This is a genomic window from Oceanisphaera ostreae (assembly GCF_042676125.1).
Classification (GTDB): domain Bacteria; phylum Pseudomonadota; class Gammaproteobacteria; order Enterobacterales; family Aeromonadaceae; genus Oceanimonas; species Oceanimonas ostreae.
In genome coordinates this window covers 13,588-31,125 of sequence record NZ_JBHTJS010000031.1, presented here as the reverse complement: position 1 = coordinate 31,125, position 17,538 = coordinate 13,588, and the positions used below count along the sequence as shown (strand labels likewise).

The 17,538-nt window shown below is 49.5% G+C and carries 12 protein-coding genes; 6 read left to right on the top strand and 6 right to left on the bottom strand.

Features of this window, described 5'->3' with window-relative positions; all coding sequences use genetic code 11:
- Positions 1 to 517 precede the first annotated feature (517 nt).
- Positions 518 to 1,417, top strand: a complete 900-nt coding sequence (gene rarD, locus ACFQ1C_RS07775; protein WP_379558042.1) for an EamA family transporter RarD — start codon at positions 518 to 520, stop codon at positions 1,415 to 1,417.
- Positions 1,418 to 2,153: 736 nt separating this feature from the next.
- Positions 2,154 to 3,053, top strand: coding sequence for an EamA family transporter RarD (gene rarD / locus ACFQ1C_RS07770; RefSeq protein WP_379558041.1), 900 nt, complete (start codon positions 2,154 to 2,156; stop codon positions 3,051 to 3,053).
- Here rarD (ACFQ1C_RS07770) and ACFQ1C_RS07765 read toward each other — a convergent pair.
- The 4 genes from ACFQ1C_RS07765 to ACFQ1C_RS07750 form a co-directional block, all read right to left on the bottom strand.
- Positions 3,050 to 3,931 carry a multidrug transporter gene (locus ACFQ1C_RS07765; RefSeq protein ID WP_379558040.1) on the bottom strand — a complete coding sequence of 294 codons (882 nt, stop codon included), beginning with the start codon at positions 3,929 to 3,931 and terminating at the stop codon, positions 3,050 to 3,052. The genes rarD (ACFQ1C_RS07770) and ACFQ1C_RS07765 overlap by 4 nt on opposite strands.
- Positions 3,932 to 4,061: 130 nt before the next feature.
- A complete protein-coding gene (gene trhO, locus ACFQ1C_RS07760) occupies positions 4,062 to 5,048 on the bottom strand; it encodes an oxygen-dependent tRNA uridine(34) hydroxylase TrhO (protein WP_379558039.1) in 987 nt (328 codons plus the stop codon).
- A gap of 358 nt (positions 5,049 to 5,406) precedes the next feature.
- Positions 5,407 to 6,807 carry an L-cystine transporter gene (locus tag ACFQ1C_RS07755; RefSeq protein WP_379558038.1) on the bottom strand — a complete coding sequence of 467 codons (1,401 nt, stop codon included), beginning with the start codon at positions 6,805 to 6,807 and terminating at the stop codon, positions 5,407 to 5,409.
- Between the two features lie 316 nt (positions 6,808 to 7,123).
- On the bottom strand, positions 7,124 to 8,404 hold the full coding sequence (locus tag ACFQ1C_RS07750) for a lytic murein transglycosylase (protein WP_379558037.1): 1,281 nt from the start codon (positions 8,402 to 8,404) through the stop codon (positions 7,124 to 7,126).
- A gap of 518 nt (positions 8,405 to 8,922) precedes the next feature.
- On the opposite strand from ACFQ1C_RS07750, the gene ACFQ1C_RS07745 reads away from it, so the two are divergent.
- The 4 genes from ACFQ1C_RS07745 to ACFQ1C_RS07730 all read left to right on the top strand — a co-directional run bounded on the left by ACFQ1C_RS07745 (position 8,923) and on the right by ACFQ1C_RS07730 (position 14,054).
- Positions 8,923 to 9,405, top strand: coding sequence for a GNAT family N-acetyltransferase (locus ACFQ1C_RS07745; RefSeq protein ID WP_379558036.1), 483 nt, complete (start codon positions 8,923 to 8,925; stop codon positions 9,403 to 9,405).
- Positions 9,406 to 9,548: 143 nt separating this feature from the next.
- The gene (locus ACFQ1C_RS07740; RefSeq protein ID WP_379558035.1) at positions 9,549 to 11,492 is read left to right on the top strand and encodes a bifunctional metallophosphatase/5'-nucleotidase; all 1,944 of its coding nucleotides are present in this window, start codon (positions 9,549 to 9,551) and stop codon (positions 11,490 to 11,492) included.
- 116 nt (positions 11,493 to 11,608) lie between these two features.
- Positions 11,609 to 12,184, top strand: a complete 576-nt coding sequence (locus ACFQ1C_RS07735; RefSeq protein WP_379558034.1) for a hypothetical protein — start codon at positions 11,609 to 11,611, stop codon at positions 12,182 to 12,184.
- Complete coding sequence (locus ACFQ1C_RS07730) at positions 12,168 to 14,054, top strand: putative bifunctional diguanylate cyclase/phosphodiesterase (RefSeq protein ID WP_379558033.1); 1,887 nt, start codon at positions 12,168 to 12,170, stop codon at positions 14,052 to 14,054. Before ACFQ1C_RS07735 ends, ACFQ1C_RS07730 begins: the two co-directional genes overlap by 17 nt.
- Before the next feature lie 172 nt (positions 14,055 to 14,226).
- Here the strand turns inward: ACFQ1C_RS07730 and torD are convergent, their stop codons facing one another.
- Both torD and torA read right to left on the bottom strand, forming a co-directional pair.
- Positions 14,227 to 14,907 carry a molecular chaperone TorD gene (gene torD, locus ACFQ1C_RS07725; protein ID WP_379558032.1) on the bottom strand — a complete coding sequence of 227 codons (681 nt, stop codon included), beginning with the start codon at positions 14,905 to 14,907 and terminating at the stop codon, positions 14,227 to 14,229.
- 142 nt (positions 14,908 to 15,049) lie between these two features.
- A complete protein-coding gene (gene torA / locus ACFQ1C_RS07720; RefSeq protein ID WP_379558031.1) occupies positions 15,050 to 17,518 on the bottom strand; it encodes a trimethylamine-N-oxide reductase TorA in 2,469 nt (822 codons plus the stop codon).
- Positions 17,519 to 17,538: the final 20 nt, after the last annotated feature.

The window sequence follows — 17,538 nt, the reverse complement described above, 5'->3', positions numbered from 1 at the left end:
TATACCGCCCCACTGGGATAAACTTAGGCAGAATTGCCAACCGGACAACTAGGATGACAGAGCGGGAAAGCCTTACACCCATAACTTTTTGCAACGGAGCCCACGGAAGAACGCGGAAAAATTAAGCTGAGATAAGAACGAAAAAATCCAAAAAATCTTATTGGTAAAGTAAGCAGAAGTCAGATGGCGTCAGTTAGGTTGTCCTCTTCACTCTTTACGCTTCACCATTAACAGGTTTTATTCTGATTTTATCTTTATTTTTCCGTGCGTTCCGTGTTCTTCCGTGGCAAAGAATATCTTTAGCTTACAGTTTCGTTTTCACATCTGTTATGCCGTTCTACTTAATACCGATTTATGAAATTCAGATTAAGTGATGAGGTAAAAAGTGACATTTATCTTATTAACTGTAAATGATCGGTATATTTGCTGTTTTATTTTCAACAGCATCTCAATGTATCAACCGAAAACTGTTAAGCTGCCGACAAAATATATCATCAGTTAAACAAGGGAGAACAGAGTGGCCAAGGGTGTTGCGCTGTCGGTATTTTCGTGTGTGCTGTTTGCATTTTTGTATTATTACGCGAGTTTAATGCAACCACTGAGTGCTGAAGCGGTATTTGGCTGGCGCATGTTGCTGACCATGCCCTGTGCCGGGCTGTTTCTGCTCTATAGCGGCGACTGGCGGCTGGTAAAATCCCTGTTCTCTGAACTTAAGTCACGGCCGCTGTTGTGGGTGGGGTTGCCCCTGTCTGCCGCCTTGGTCGGCGTACAGCTATGGATTTTTATGTGGGCCCCCATTAACGGGCGTGGGCTGCAGGTATCGCTAGGCTACTTTATGATGCCGCTGGTGCTGGTGGTTATTGGCCGCTTTCTGTATCAGGAACAGCCTAGCCGCTTGCAGTGGGCAGCCGTTTTTTTTGCTGCGATTGGGGTAGGCAATGAGCTGTGGCAGGCGGGGGGGATCTCTTGGGAAACCTTGGTGGTGGCCGTTGGTTATCCGCTCTATTTTGTGCTGCGCCGTTGGCTGGGCAGCGATAATTTAGGTGGGCTCTGGGTCGACATGTTGCTGATAGTGCCGGTTGCCGCCTGGTTTGTGGTATCGGTAGACCTGCCGCTTGCCGCCTTTGAACAGCGGCCCGTACTTTGGTGGTTGGTGTTGGGGTTGGGTATGGTGAGTGCATTGGCGATGGTGTGCTACATTCTGGCCAGTCGTCGTTTACCCTTCAGCCTATTTGGTCTACTGGGTTATGTTGAACCCATCTTGTTGGTGCTTGTCTCGCTGATACTGGGTGAAACTATCAAGGCAGAAGAATGGCCTACTTATATTGCCATCTGGCTAGCCGTGGGCCTGCTGGTGCTCGAAGGTGTTAAACAACTATTGGCATTCAGACGCTACCGGTTTAATGCCCGGCGTTAGGCCCACATTACGCAAATAGCCGCTATTACGATCAATGCCAGCCCACTAAGTAATGCCGCATGACAGGTGCGGATGCTGGGTTTCCGCCTTCGCGGGAATGACACTCGTTTTGTCGTCACCCTCGCGAAGGCGGGGGTCCAGTCTCTTTTCAGGCGTTCCGCTGGCTGATAGTGCTGCGCCTACAGAACACACAATCCCCTATGTTGAGCCGAGCGCTCGGTGCTATCTTTATCTCATCCCTCATCCCTCATCCCTCATCCCTCATCCCTCTTCACGACTAACCGTGCTCTTGTCTGTGGTCCGTGTATTCAGTGGCAAATAATCCATATGAGTTATGCAATAAGTAATCACGCATAACTTATGTGGATACTAAGGCTAGCTTTTCTTTCTCGTCACCCTCGCGAAGGCGGGGGTCCAGTGTCTTTGCAGGAGAAGCGCAGGCTGACAAATCTGCGCCACAGGCCCTGGATTCCCGTCCCCGCCTACGCGAGGATGACGTTCCTTCGGGAATGACGGCAGAACCACATCAGTTATGCAATGTCGCATGGTTTGTTTGTAATAACCCCCTCCTGTTAATATCCTGTTAAGTGATTGTTTTATAGTGATACGAACTATAATAGATGCAAATGGCAGGCGTATATTTATGTTTTTATTTTATATTGCAGCTCAATATTTCAACGAAATCTGTTAAACTGTTCACAAAATAATGGTGTATATATAACTAGAGGAGAACAGAGTGAGCAAGGGTGTTGCGCTGTCGGTATTTTCGTCGGTACTGTTTGCGTTTTTGTATTATTACGCCAGCCTGATGCAACCACTGAGTGGCGAAGTGGTGTTTGGCTGGCGCATGTTGCTGACCATGCCCTGTGTCGGGCTATTTCTGCTTTATAGTGGCGACTGGCGGCTGGTAAAAGCCCTGTTCTCTGAGCTTAAGTCACGGCCGCTGTTGTGGGTGGGATTGCCCCTGTCTGCCGCCCTAGTCGGCGTACAGCTATGGATCTTTATGTGGGCTCCCATTAACGGGCGTGGGCTGCAGGTATCGCTAGGTTACTTTATGATGCCGTTGATGCTGGTGGTTATTGGCCGCTTTCTGTATCAGGAGCGGCCCAGTCGCTTGCAATGGGCAGCCGTTTTTTTTGCTGCGGTTGGGGTAGGCAATGAGCTGTGGCAGGCGGGGGGCATCTCTTGGGAAACCTTGGTGGTGGCCGTTGGTTATCCGCTCTATTTTGTGCTGCGCCGTTGGCTGGGCAGCGATAATTTAGGTGGGCTCTGGGTCGACATGTTGCTGATAGTGCCGGTTGCCGCCTGGTTTGTGGTATCGGTAGACCTGCCGCTTGCCGCCTTTGAACAGCGGCCCGTGCTCTGGTGGTTGGTGTTGGGGCTGGGCATGGTGAGTGCATTGGCGCTGGTGTGCTACATTCTGGCCAGTCGTCGTTTGTCCTTTAGCCTGTTTGGTCTGCTTACTTATGTTGAGCCCATCTTGCTGGTGGTTGTCTCGCTGATCCTTGGTGAAACTATCAAGCCCGAAGAATGGCCCACCTACATCGCTATTTGGCTAGCTGTTGGTCTGTTGGTGATCGAAGGCGTCAAGCAGTTACTGTCATTTAGACGCTACCGGTTTAATTCAAGGCGTTAGGCCCACATGACGCAAATAGCCGCTATTACGATGAGTGCCAGACCCCAATGATCGTGGCGGGCGAGTTTGGCCTTGAAGTAATAAGCGGAAATGAGCAGGGTAAACAGTACCTCAATTTGGCCGAGGGTTTTCACCAACGCCACGCTTTCTAAACTCATGGCGCTAAACCAACCGATAGACCCTAGGCAGCTGGTAATACTCACCAATGCCGTTAATTTGGGACGCCGGATCAAGCCGGTCAAGCTTGGCAAATCGCGCCATGCCAGCCAGCTAACCAGCAATATAGTTTGCAGGCTGATCACCAGCAGCAATACCCAGGCCGCCGAAAAGGGAAAAGCCAGCTCCAATAACAAGCTGGCTTCTCGTACCCACAGCGAGGTGAGGGCAAAGGTCAGCCCACTGGCAACGCCAAGCAGTAGGGTTTTGGGCGACACTACCCCCGTGATCCGACGCAGGCCGCTGAGTAAGCCAACGGCAATACTGCCGATGACCACACCCAGCCAACCTAGTGGCGAAAGTAGGGTGCCAAAAAAACCGACCCCTAAAATAGCGGCCCATATAGCTTCACTTTTTGCCAATCCCACGCCAACTGCATAGTTGCGTAGCTGAAACAGCCGCACCATGAGTGCGGTTGCCACAATTTGGCATATTGCGGCACCCACAATATAGCTGGCAAACAGTGCAGAAAAATGTGGCAAAGGTTGACTAGGTTGCCAGCGATACAGCAGCCATAAGTAGATCGCGGCAATGGGGCCTGCCAATATAAAGCGTGCCAGCGTTACACTAGTGGCCCCTAAATCTTGGCTAAGCTGTTTTTGAAAGGCATTGCGCCACGCCTGCAAAAAAGCCGCAAACAAGGTGAAGGGAATCCAGAGCATAGGTTCGTTCCACGAAGCTATAAGCCGTCAGCTATAAGCGGTCAGCTAAAGATAAACACCCGACCTTTACGTCTGATCTCGATATTGTGGGTGTTGTTTTTGATTTTTCTGACAGCTTACGGCTTAAAGCTTAGCGCTGTGTTTTATCTTGTTGTTGTTTCTTGCGTTCCAGCTTTGCGGCGCGGCGTTGTTCGGCGGCGGCGACGGCGTCGCTGCCAATGTGAGCTTCGCCTCTGGCTTGTGCTAATTGCAGCTGGAGCTCGCGTTCGGCGTAACGGCTTTTTTGTTCGGGCGTTTGCGTATCATAACAATAAGAGCAGCTCACACCATGCTCATAATGGGCATGTTGTAGGTCTTCTGGCGACAATGGTGCACGGCAGGCTGAGCATAATTGATATTGGCCGGGCTGCAGCTGATGGTCGACGGTTACACGGTTGTCGAACACAAAACATTCACCTTCCCACATCGACTCTGTTGCCGGTACTTCTTCTAAATATTTTAAAATGCCGCCGTGTAGGTGATAAACCTCGTCAAAACCTTGTTCTTTAAGGTAAGCGGTGCTTTTTTCGCAGCGAATCCCGCCGGTGCAAAACATCGCCACTTTTTTGTGCTTATTGGCATCAAGGTTATTTTTCACATACTCGGGAAACTCACGAAAGCTCTCCGTGTTGGGATTAAGAGCGCCTTTAAAGGTGCCGATGTCTACTTCGTAATCGTTACGGGTATCCACCAGCACGACGTCTGGGTCGGAGATCAGCGCATTCCAATCTTTGGGGGCCACGTAAGTGCCCACCACACGTTTAGGATCGATACCCTCTACGCCTAAGGTGACAATTTCTTTCTTTAATTTCACCTTGGTGCGATAAAAAGGCTGCTCCTCGCTCAGTGACTCTTTGTAATCAATGCCGCTAAAACGGGTGTCGTTAGCAAACCAGACTTTAAGCTTTTCGATAGCTTGGCGAGAGCCGGCTACGGTGCCGTTAATGCCCTCATTAGCCAGCAATAAGGTGCCACGAATGCACTCGGATTCGAGCATCGATTGCAGTGGCTCGCGTAGCGCTTCGTGCTGTTCTAGGGTAACGAACTTATAAAGGGCACACACAACAAACTGAGACATAACTTCCCCCAGCGCAGACTGAGCGCTGTATTAATAATGATTTATAGACATGCGCACCGGCATGACGTGATGGTGCCATGATAACAAATTTTTATACTGGTCTGCAGCAAAAGAGCGATCAGCGATATGCTTTCAGCGGTTAAAAAAATACGGTAGAAAACATGGTGCTGTGAGGTGACGTATTGCTACTAAATGAAGGGCGGTGAATCGAGAGCGGTGTTAAATACGGGGTGGTAGCAGTGGTTTTTGCTGCGCACTGTTGCGGCGAACTTTTACTGCGAACTTTTATTGAGAGTACAGCGCCCAGCTCAACAAAAATGATGAGCTGGGCGCTGTTTTATCGGTCGCTAATAGCGACTTACAGCGGGCGGCTTAGCGCTGCGCCTTGAGTATCGTCTGCCTGTTCATCTTTGGCAAAAATTGCTTGGTCGGTTTGACCTAACAGCCTACTGGTGATGGTTCCCGCGGTCATGGAGCCATTCACGTTTAATGCCGTGCGAGCCATGTCGATTAACGGTTCAATTGAAATAAGCAAAGCGGCAAGCGCGACGGGCATACCCATAATCGGTAATACGATAAGCGCGGCAAAAGTAGCGCCGCCGCCCACACCAGCCACACCAAACGAGGCGAGGGTGATCACGCCAACTAAGGTGGCCAACCATAATGGGTCTAGCACATCGATACCCATAGTAGGGGCTATCATTACCGCTAGCATGGCCGGATAGATACCGGCGCAGCCGTTTTGACCAATGGTGGCACCAAAAGAGGCCGAGAAGTTGGCAATACTTTCAGGTACACCCAGCTTGCTGGTTTGTGCCTGCACATTCAACGGGATAGTGGCGGCGCTAGAGCGGCTAGTAAAAGCAAATGCCAGCACCGGCCACACCTTAGTGAAGAAGCGCTTGGCATTAACGCCGACCAAGGTCAGTAGCATGCCGTGGATCACAAACATGATGGCGATAGCGAGATAAGAAGCCAGCAAAAAGCCCCCTAAACTAATGACATCTTGCAAGTTAGAGCCTGCAATTACCTTGGTCATTAGTGCCATTACGCCATAAGGAGTCAGCTTCATCACTAAGCGCACTAAACGCATCACCAGTGCTTGCAGCGCTTCTATACCGCCAATTACGCGACGACCCTGTTCAGGTTCATCTTTGAGTAGTGTGAGTGTTGCCAAGCCAAGAAAAACGGCAAAAATAACCACACCAATCACGGCGGTAGGGCTTGCACCTGTCATATCGGCGAAGGGGTTGCGGGGAATAAACGACACTACCAGCTGGGGGATCGACAGGTTAGCGACGCTGGCTACCTGCGACTCTAGCTGTTCGGCACGTGCCAGCTCGCGGGCACCTTGCACCAAGTCGGCGGCGTTTAACCCAAAGCTGTGGGTAACGAATACACCCACTAAAGCCGAAATGGCGGTGGTAAACAATAATACGCCAAGGGTCAATACACTAATTTTACCCAGTGAGGTGGCATTATGCATCCGCGCCACTGCACCCAAAATAGACACCAATACCAGTGGTATGACGATCATTTGCAATAAGCGCACATAGCCTGAGCCTATCATGTTGACCCATTCTAAGGTGCCAGCAATGGTGGTGGCATCATATAGAGCTTGCATGATAAAGCCGGCCGCCACACCGAACAGTAAACCCGTTAGCACTTGGCGCGAAAGAGACTGCCCGCTGCGGGCCAGTTTACCCAACAACAGCATCAGTAAGAAAAACACAGCTAGATTAAATAGCACCAGCAGCATGGTCACTCCGTAAACAGTAAGTTATATCGATTGGGCGGGATGTTAGCAGTTGATTCGACTTATCTATAATCGAATTTGTTATGAGTGCTAATAATTTGGCATAAGGAAGGAAGACACAGCCGTCAGCGTTAAGCTATAAGCTGTCAGAAAAAGCGCAAGAGCGAGCGCCTTACGCTATAGGTCTTAGGCCTTTCGTTAAAGATAAACACCGTAAAGCGCCACTCCCCCGGTTTCCAAACAGAGCGCGGGAACGAGACCTAAAGCGGTGTTTATCTGACAGCTTACGGCTTACGGCTTATCGCTACCCGAAGGGCCGCTATTTTTTGAGCTGCTCCAGCAAAGAGGCGCTGGCGTAGCCGTCGGCTACTTGCTTACGTGATTGCTGATAAGCACGAATCGCGCTAATGGTATTAGGGCCAATCACGCCGTCGGCGCCTTGGGTACTAAAGCCCTTTGCGGTGAGTATGCGCTGCAATTCTATTTTCTCATTGCGGCTTAAGGCGCGTTCTTCTCGTGGCCACTTGGCGACGAATTCACCACCACCGGCTATTTTATCAGCTAAATGTCCTACTGCCATGGCATAGGAAGTCGCGTTGTTATAACGACGGATCACATAGAAGTTCTTAAAAATAGCAAACGTTGGACCATGAGCGCCGGCGGGCACTAAAATAGCCGCCTCACCATAGTCAGGTAATGGCTGACCGCCGATGGTAGTAACACCTTGCGCTTGCCACACACTCACTGGCTGGCGGTTACCTTGGTCGGCTTTGGTATAGTCAAAGTTTTTAGGTAAGGTGATTTCTACGCCCCAAGGCGCCTTATGCTGCCAACCAAAGCGCTTAAGATAAGCCGCAGTAGAGGCCAGGGCATCGGTGGGGTCTTCAGACCAGATATCGCGTTTACCGTCACCGGTAAAATCTTGAGCATATTCTAAATAACTAGTGGGCATAAACTGGGTATGGCCCATGGCACCCGCCCAAGAGCCGCGCATGCGCTCTGGGGTAACGTCGCCAGCTTGCAGGATCTGCAGTGCCGCAATTAGTTGTTGTTCGGCAAAATCACGGCGACGCCCCTCAAAAGCCAACGTCGCTAAGCCTGCGATAGTGCTGGTATTACCGCGATAAGAGCCATAATTCGTTTCCATGCCCCAAACAGACAACACCACACTGGCATCAACTTGGTAGCGTGTTTCTATCGCTTTTAGGGTAGACGCCAGCGCTTGGCCTTTTTCACGACCGGTATTGACGCGAGTCGCCGAAGTGGCGGTGTCGAGGTAATCCCAAATTTGTCGGGTAAATTCGGCTTGGTTACCATCAAGCTTAATAACCTGCTTACTGATAGTGACCCCTTTAAAAGCGCGGTCAAACACGGCGGGTTTTATGCCTTTTGCCAGCGCCTTGGAGCGAAAACCCTGACGCCAGCTGTTGAAGTCGGCTAACTCAGCGCCATTGGCTGCCGGCGCAGTATCGGTTGTGTTTGCTACTGGCGCTAACGCAGCGGCCTTGAGAGGGGAGCTCGGTGCGGTAGTCGCGTGGCTGGCACAACCCGTTAAGGCGGTGCCCAGTATCAGCGAACTTAAATAGTGTCGTTTAAACATGAGATTCCGTTGGTTAATAGCATGATTTCAAGCATGACTTGCAGCATATCCCAAGCGAATAAAAATGAAAGAGCTGCCGTTAATTTTAACAGGCTACTCGCCGTGACTGACCGAGCACTACGCCTACTATAAACCTCAGGAAATTGTTCATATCGGCAGATAGTGTCATTGAGCTTTGTTATCATCGCGCCTTGATCATTAAAGGTGTCAAGTTACTTGGTATCTGGCCGATAACTCGACTATACCGGCCATCAGGAATGCATTGTGATGCCGAGCTTGCGGTTAATGGCCAAGCGATTGGTGTTAAGTTGGTGTGAGTTGTGTTGTTATAACAGGGTGCAAGCGTCATGTATTGGGAGGCGGAGCTGGTGTGTTTTTTGGTGCGCCCGTGTGCGTCGTCGGTGGTGGTCCCGTCTTAACGGCAAGCAATAAAGCGCGGCAACTTCGGCTGGTGAGTAAACCTTTGCCCTATAAAACACTAAACCAGATTGCCATATGGATATTTGCTCGGAGTTGTTATGTATCTGATTAGAGATTTTAAAGACACAGACCTTAGTAGCCTCGAGCTCATTTATCACGACGCGGTTATGCAGCAGGGGCAACGCGGTTACAGTAATGAACAGGTGGAGTTTTGGGCGGCATTTCCCTATCTGTATGCTGCGGATTTTAAAACCTTGGTGTTAACCGGATACACCCGCGTAATGGCATGCAATAAAATACCGGTGGCCTTTGCCACTTTATATCCCGATGATCATTTGGCCTTGCTGTATGTGCTTGGCGATCATGCGGGGCGCGGTATTGCCGGGCGCTTGTGTGAAGACATTGAACAAGAGGCTGTCCGCCGGGGAGTGACCTGTTTGGGTACCGATGCCAGTGTGCTATCCCGGCCTGTATTTGAACAGCGTGGTTATCAGCTAATAGAACAAGAACAGATTGTAAAAGGAGATTTGCAATTTACGCGTTTTATCATGGAAAAGTCACTCTCTACACCCAGCGACTGAGTGCTGGTATCAGCGCCGACTTTATCGCAATATAGCGCCGCGTTTTTCTACATGCTGGTAAAGCAATGGTATTTACCAGCATGGTTTGCTTTTTTTTACCCTTACCCTTACCCATATTCGTTTGCTTACGGAGCTTATTGTTAATGAACAAACCTTTAGCGGTCGGCTTGCTGGCCTTGGCGCTGGCCGGTTGTGCTAGCTCGCAACCTGAACAGCCTTTTACCCTAACATTAGCTCATATCAACGACACGCATTCGCATTTTGAGCCCAGCGACACCCGACTTACACTAAATAAGAAAACGGTTTATACCCGCATTGGCGGCCATCCTCGATTACTAAGTTATGCCAACGTACTTCGTGAGCAAGCAGCAGAAGCCGACCAGCCATTGCTGTTTTTACACGGTGGGGATGGGTGGCAGGGTAGTGGTTATTTTAAACTCAACGAAGGCACCATGAACGCCGACTTATTAAGTCGACTGCAGCTAGATGCTATGGTGCTAGGTAACCATGAATTTGATCTTGATAATCAGCGTCTTGCCGCCTTTATCCAAAGTGTTGAGTTCCCAGTGTTGGCAGCCAACCTCGATGCCAGCGAAGACGCAGATCTACAAGCGGCGGATAATTTAACACCCTATGTGCTGTATGCATTTAAAGGCAATAAGAAAAAGCGCATTGATAGCGTAGCAGATGCGGGTAAATCCCCAGTGGTAGCCGTTATGGGGTTAGTGTTAGAAGACATGCCCGAGATTGCTTCCCATACAGGACAAGTGCGTTTTGCACAGGAAATAGCCACTGCTCAGCAAACCGTTAATGCACTTAAAGAGCAGGGCGTTAAATATATTGTCGCACTGACTCACCTGGGGCTAGATAGGGACCAGCGTTTAGCCGAAAAAGTAAACGGTATCGATGTTATCGTCGGCGGGCACTCTCATAGCTTGCTGGGCGATTTCAGCAATCTGGGATGGGCTAAAGAAGCACCTTATGCTCGCCAGTTTAATAATCCCGACGGGCTCGGACAAACCTGTGTGGTACAAGCAGGAAAATTTGCCCAAGCCATGGGGCAGGTGTCAGTAAGCTTTACTTTAGATGGGCGAGTGGAGCGCTGTGAAGGCACCAATACTTTGCTGGCCGATAAGGTGTTTTATAGCGATATTCGCCGGCAAGATAAGCACCGATTACCGGACGCTCAGCAGCAATTAATGGCTAAAGCCATTACCGAACTGCCTAATATTACGCAGATAGATGAAGACGACGCATTGCGTGCTCATATTGATGAGCAATATCGGCCTGCGTTGCTGAAAGCCTATGGAAAGGTCATTGGTCATGTGCCGTTACCACTAGCGCATGTGCGTTTACCGATTGCCAATAAAGGATCTCAAGTTGCGCCTTTGGTGGCCGCTAGCCAATTGTATTGGGTGAATACTCCCGAAGTGCAATCGATAACGGGTCGTCGGGTTGACTTTTCTTTGGTGGCAGTGGGTGCTGTTCGCAACAACATAGAGCCCGGCGAGCTTAAAGAAGGCAATGTCAACCTAGAGGTGTTGCCGTTTGTTAATGCGATGAGCCTGGTGTCACTCACCGGTCATCAGATGGCAGGACTACTGCTAGAAACCGTCAATGGCTCTATTGGCGCCGAGGCGCACAGCGGTAAACTGCCTTATGGCGCGGGTTTACGCTACACCTTTAATGAAACTAGCCGTGGCCGTGGCTATGTCGCCCGCATGGAATACTTACACGATGGCCAGTGGCAGCGTATTGATCCGAATGCTCGCTATCAAGTGGCATTAACGGGCTATCATGCCTCCGGTAACGATGGCTGGAATACCTTCTATGAGGCACAAAAAGTAGCAACCGATAGACTAGACTTAGCTTACGTTGAGGGCAATCTCACGGTATTTCCAGTGGCGCGCCTTGGCAAGAGTGAACAAGGAGCCATAGAAGTTCACTATCAAAACCAAGCACTAGATTGTCAGCAAAGTGGTGTGACCTGCAACGCAGACGCTCGTGCCTTTATTGATTATGTGCAGGCTCGGCGTCCGATATTAACCGCATTACCAGAGTCGGGTGTTAAGTTAAACCGGCTTTAATGTAATGAGGGCTCGACACAGTCGAGCCCTCATTTAATTTATCGTAAACCCATGGTCAGGAGAAAGTATCTACTACTATTGCTTTTATACTCTATTGAGCCTTCTTGGAGCGCAATATGCGAACTAACCTGATTAAAGAACGCTTAGCAAGCCGCTTACTGTGTACCTTGGCTTTACTCTTGAGTTATTGGGTCCCGCAAGCTGTGGTAGCCTATCCCTTACCAACGGCTCAGGGGCGAGTGGTGTTAACCGTGACCGGTAATATTACGGTGACCAATAGCAATGAACCTCTCAGAGATAATGGTGCTAATGAGGTTGAATTCGACTTGGCTCTGCTTGAGAGCTTGCCACAACATGAATTTATTACAAAAACGCCTTGGACCGATGGCGAACATCATTTTCGTGGTGTGTTATTACAAGATTTACTGCAACGAGTTGGGGCGCAAAGCACACGGGTAAAAGCGGTGGCACTTAATGCGTATTTTCATCATTTTGACAGTGGCTCACCCGAGCTGAGCTCTTTGTTAGTGGCGACCCATTTCGATGGTAAGCCGATGAAAATTCGAGACAAAGGTCCTGTTTGGTTGATGTTGCCTCTGTCAGAATATAAGGAGCTGGATACCAAGCTCTATTACGAATTATTGCTTTGGCAATTAAAGTCTTTGGACGTGGGATATGGTGAAGACCTTTAAATTATTGGCGTTAACCGCCATCGCCCTGACATTCAGCGCTAGCTCCATATATAGCTACTATCGTGATCTAGAGGTAGTGCGCTATGTTTCAACCACCATTAAGGCCATTGGTTGGTCGAGTTCCGAACTAGAACTAGAAGTGCTCAAATTTGATCAGGCATTAACGTCTTTGGCTGCCAAAACGGCTGATGCCGAGTTTGTACAGCTGCACTACGAGCTGCTCTTGAGCCGCATCAATCTCTTGCTAGTCGGCAGTGAAAGTCGTCCCGTGCGCGAACAACCCGGAGTCTTGCCGGTGTTGGAAGATATGTGGCAACAGTTGATTATTAACGAAGACAGAGTGTATGCATTAACCGCCGATAGCCGAGCCGAGGCTATCGCTTTGCGCGAAAATTTAGCGCATCTTCGCCAGCAAGGTCGACAAATTAATGTCGACAGCTTTTCGGGAGAAAATGTCTGGAATCAACTAGATAGCATTCAGAATGCTCCGTTTCGTTCTAGTCTCTACTTGGGCGGACTCTTGCTCAGTGGTGGTTTGATGCTGCTGCTACTCATCCGAGAAAATCGCCGAAACCGATATTTGGCTTATCATGATATGTTAACCGGCTTGCCCAATCGGATGTTTTTTTATCAGCTGGGTGCTAAGGCGCTTGGCAAAGCCGAGCGTACTCATCAGGGATTAGCCCTGCACATGATCGATCTTAATGCCTTTAAAGCCATTAATGACAGCCTAGGGCATGAGGTGGGAGATCGGTTATTACAAACTGTGGCTGACCGCCTGCGGGACACTATTAAAGGTCGCGGAGAAGTCGCTCGATTGGGCGGCGATGAGTTTGTCATTATCCAGCGGTTGCAGCAAAAAGAAGATGCTACTCAGATGGCGAGCAAGTTATGGCAGTCACTGATACGCGACGTGATACTGCCGGATGGCTGTTTATCCCCACAAGCCAGTGTTGGTACCAGTTTATATCCGGATCATGGTACCAGCATGAGCGATTTACTGACTCATGCGGATACGGCTATGTATTACGCTAAGCACAGTCAGACGATCACCGTGCAGCTATACGAGAGCGGCATGGACGAACGGCGCTTGCGTCGGCAAAAACTGTCCGTTGCCTTGAAGACCGCCATCGAGCAAGATCTACTGTTATTGCATTACCAACCTATTTTTCGTCTTAACACCAATACCATAGAGTCGGTGGAAGGGCTGCTGCGCTGGCATTCGCTGGAGTTTGGCATGGTGCCACCACTGGAGTTGATTGCCGTAGCTGAACATTATGGTTTAGCGCACCAACTCAATGAGTGGGTATTGCGTAGCGCCAGTCGGCAGTTACAACAATGGCACCAGTCTGGGCATCACGGCCTCAAAGTCAACGTTAATATTAGCCCCAGTATTTTTATGGATGGTAAGCTAGCCACCACGGTCAAACAGGTGTTACAAGAGACCGGTCTTGATGCTTCAACCTTAGTGTTGGAAATAACCGAAGATACTAGCCTGTGGGATACCGCAGGTTCTATTGATACCTTGCAGCAGTTACGAAAATTAGGTATCGAGATTGCGCTAGATGACTTTGGTACCGGCTATTCCTCTTTTAGTCATCTGCGACAATTGCCACTTAACAAGCTTAAAATTGATAAGTCTTTCGTCGCCGACATGACCACAGATCCACGCGCCTTTAATTTAGTAAAAACGATTATTTCACTGGCCAATAGCCTAGACATGAAAGTAACTGCCGAAGGCATTGAATTGCGCGAGCAAAAAGAGCAGTTGCAGCAACTAGGATGTGCACTGGGTCAGGGCTACTTTCTGGCCAGGCCGATGCCTGCAGCGGACATGGGGGAAATATTACAGCACAATAAACAAGCGTAAATCTAACCCTAACCCGACCGTTGATTAGGCGTATATTTGTGCTATCACACCCAATATTTTGCACCATGGTGATAAAAAGGGGCCGGAGTCACCCCAGTATTTTCACTCAATATTCAACACTCATAACTCAACACTATTTAGTTATTCCGTGGCAAAAAAGTCTTAAGTCTCTTTAAGCTATCGTGAAGTACGCGGCGACCAAGGTCAGTAACGCGGGATAAAACTGGCTGGCAGTATCTACCCGTGTGGCTCGTTGCGCCCATTCGTGCAGCCAGCTTGATATGTCTTCGCTAACAAACTTAGCCACACTCGTCTCCGCCTCTGGAGTGGGGTCGAGCGCTAAGCGTCGATAACGCTCTGCCAAATAGTCGAGCATAATCGCCACATGATCAGCAGGCTCTTTAAATTGCTCGTCTACGGAATAACCAGCATCAATTAATCGTAGTTGCATACGCTGAGCGGTAGGACCATTAAAACGGCCATCGTCTAAGTATAAAGAAGCGTAAGGTGCCGGGCTGTGGCGAGCATCACTTAAGAACAAGCCGGCAAAGTCAGCGGCTAACTCCAATCTGGGTTGCTCTAGCAAAGACCAATGACTAATCGCTTGTTGTAGCTGCTGTACCGAGTCAGCTAATTCGGGCAGTAGTGCTAGCTCTTCTAATAATGGCGTAGCATCACCGGCCATATAAGCCTGCAAAGTTTGGGCGTCTAGCTCGGCGGCCAGCAGTGTCGAAAACCACTGACATAGCAGGGCTTGATGCTGATAATACTCAGCCACCAGTTGCTGCTCGGGCGTTAATATTGGCACGTTATCAGAGGGCAGGTTGATGCCTGCCGCATTATTTATTGTCATGACTTGCCTCGGTTAAGTAATACCAATCTAAGTAAGTATGTGATCTGCTTTGAAGTTGAGCGCTAGAGGTACAAAAGTCAGCTTTAAGCGCTAATTTTTCTCCAAGTAAAAGCACAAAACAAATGCTAAATACCAAGCCACCCTAGGTATTCACTACGGTCGGGCCACCAAACGAGGTGACATCTGGCAATGGGCCGTCAAATACTTCAATTTCCACTATGCAGGTATTCGCGCTAGGCGCTTGGGCCAAGCGCGAGGTACCTACGTCCAGTGTTAAGGTATTTGGGTCGCCATAGGTATCAAGCGCGCCAATGCTAGCGTCAGTTGGGCCATACCACGCCCCTTCTTGAATACGAATTACTCCAACGGGGAAAAGATCAGATACTACAGCTCCGGCTAATAGCTGACCACGGTCGTTAAATACTCGCACCACATCACCGTCTTTAATGCCGCGCGCAGAGGCATCAGCGGGGCTTAAAAATACAGGTTCACGACCTTGTACTGTATAAGTGGCTCGGTATTCATCTGACTCACACATTTGCGAGTGCAAGCGTTTATCGGGGTGCACAGATTGTAACCAAAGTGGATATTTGTCTGAGCCCGGGCCCCCGTGAGAGCGCTCGGCTTTTTCAATCCAGATGGGGTGCTGTTGACAGTCGTCGTAACCGTAGCTGCCAATTTTACGGCTGCTAATTTCAATAAAGCCAGAAGGGGTGCCTACCGCATTCACTTCAGGATCTTCTCTAAAGCTGGCATGACGTACCCAGTTTTCACCTTGGCCAAAGTCGACATAGCCATCTTCCCAAAACTTATCGAATTCTGGCATCGGGTAGTTGGCTTCGTTCGCCTTACGGCAGTCGTTATATAACTCTCTTAGCCACTGAAACTCATCTTTATTTTGGGTATATTCTTTATGACGGCCATAACGACGTGTTAAATCGGTGAAAATATCAAAGTCGGTACGCGAGTGAAATAAGGGATCCACCAGCTTGTGCATAGCCAAAATACCGGTTTTTGAATAACCGCCATACACGTCGATGTCGTTACGTTCAAACTGAGTACAGGCGGGCAGCACTAAGTCTGAGAATCGGCAGGTTGCGTTCCAGGAATAATCGATGGTGACCACGGTTTCTAATTCATAGAAAGCGCGTTTCATGCGGTTGTGGTCCTGATGGTGATGCCAAGGATTACAACCACTGAATATAGACATTTTAATGTCGGGGTAGGTTACTTCACTGCCGTTATATTGCAGCTTGCCACCTGGCTCAAGAATACAGTCAATCCAACGCGCCACCGGAATAATACGGCTGGCTCCTTTAAAGTCTTCGTTGGTGTGTTCTGGCACCTTGCCCGGCTCTAGATTACGCGGAAAACCACCAGGCACGCTGGCGCCAGTGGGCGGAATACCAATGCCGCTGTAATGGTGTGCATAGCTAATCCCGCCACCGGGCAGGCCAATTTGGCCCAGCATGGCGGCAAGCACGGCACCTGCCCAATAAGGCTGTTCACCGTGTTGCTGGCGCTGAATGGCCCAGCCAAAAATAAGCTGAGTACGACCACCGGCCATTAAGCGCGCAAATTCACGAATTTGTGTTGCGTCTACGCCACTGATTTTGGCCGCCCACTCAGGGGTTTTCTCTATTTTATCGTCCGCGTTACCCATCACGTATTCAATGAACGGTTCAAAGCCTAGGGTATAAGTATTGAGGAAGTCTTTGTCGTGTAAGTCTTCAGTATACAAGGTGTGTGCCAGCGCCAGCATAAAGGCTACGTCACTTTGTGGGTTAATATACTGCTGCTCACAGCCCAAATATTGCTGTGTTTTACTTTGTACAGGGTCAACACTAATCACCTTGATGCTGCCATCGGCAATCTTGTCTTTTAGCTGTGCTAAATATTCATAAGAGTCGTGTGTTTCACAGTTCCAGCCCACCTGCAGGTTTTTATACAGATCGTTGGCCCACAGAATAATGGTATCGGAGTTTTCCAGAATGAGAGGCCAAGATGTACCTTGGTCATAGACTTCGGTAGAGCCCATAACATAGGGCAATATCACTTGACCGGCACCCGTCGAATAGTCGCCTACTTTATTTACGAAGTGACCGTGCATGTTAACGGCGCGCTGCATGTGGCTACCGCAGCTGTGAAACTGGCCAGTTTGACGCCAGCCCGTGGCCCCGGCGTATAAGCCCGACGGGCCATAAGTGGTTTGTACTCGCTCCAGCTCTTCATGAAACAAGTCCAGCGCTTCATCCCACGTTAGGCGTACAAAACGGTTATCGCCGCGTTGGGTGCGGTCGCTGTTTTCGCGATTCTTCAGCCAGTCGAGCCTTGCCATGGGGTAACGAATACGTGATGGGTTATAGATCAGCCCTTTAATACCGTCGATCATGTCGGTGGGATATTTATCCCGTTCAAAGGGTTTGATTTCGCTAACCACACCGCCTTTTACTAGGGCCTTTACTGCCCCCCAGTGAGAGCCTGCGGTGCGCCAAGTACCCTCGGCAGATACCGCCGCTTGTGCACTGCGCACTAATAAACTCTGGCCAATAAGAGCCGCTGCCGAAGTGGCAGCTATCCCTTTAAGAAAATGTCTACGTGAAATTGCCATGTTTTTGCCTCGTCAACGTG

Excerpts from the sequence above, each read along its gene's own strand:
- ACFQ1C_RS07765 (WP_379558040.1), bottom strand. The coding sequence starts at position 3,931 with ATGCTCTGGATTCCCTTCACCTTGTTTGCGGCTTTTTTGCAGGCGTGG.
- trhO (WP_379558039.1), bottom strand. The coding sequence starts at position 5,048 with ATGTCTCAGTTTGTTGTGTGTGCCCTTTATAAGTTCGTTACCCTAGAA.
- ACFQ1C_RS07755 (WP_379558038.1), bottom strand. The coding sequence starts at position 6,807 with ATGCTGCTGGTGCTATTTAATCTAGCTGTGTTTTTCTTACTGATGCTG.
- ACFQ1C_RS07750 (WP_379558037.1), bottom strand. The coding sequence starts at position 8,404 with ATGTTTAAACGACACTATTTAAGTTCGCTGATACTGGGCACCGCCTTA.
- ACFQ1C_RS07745 (WP_379558036.1), top strand. The coding sequence starts at position 8,923 with ATGTATCTGATTAGAGATTTTAAAGACACAGACCTTAGTAGCCTCGAG.
- ACFQ1C_RS07740 (WP_379558035.1), top strand. The coding sequence starts at position 9,549 with ATGAACAAACCTTTAGCGGTCGGCTTGCTGGCCTTGGCGCTGGCCGGT.
- ACFQ1C_RS07735 (WP_379558034.1), top strand. The coding sequence starts at position 11,609 with ATGCGAACTAACCTGATTAAAGAACGCTTAGCAAGCCGCTTACTGTGT.
- ACFQ1C_RS07730 (WP_379558033.1), top strand. The coding sequence starts at position 12,168 with ATGGTGAAGACCTTTAAATTATTGGCGTTAACCGCCATCGCCCTGACA.
- torD (WP_379558032.1), bottom strand. The coding sequence starts at position 14,907 with ATGACAATAAATAATGCGGCAGGCATCAACCTGCCCTCTGATAACGTG.
- torA (WP_379558031.1), bottom strand. The coding sequence starts at position 17,518 with ATGGCAATTTCACGTAGACATTTTCTTAAAGGGATAGCTGCCACTTCG.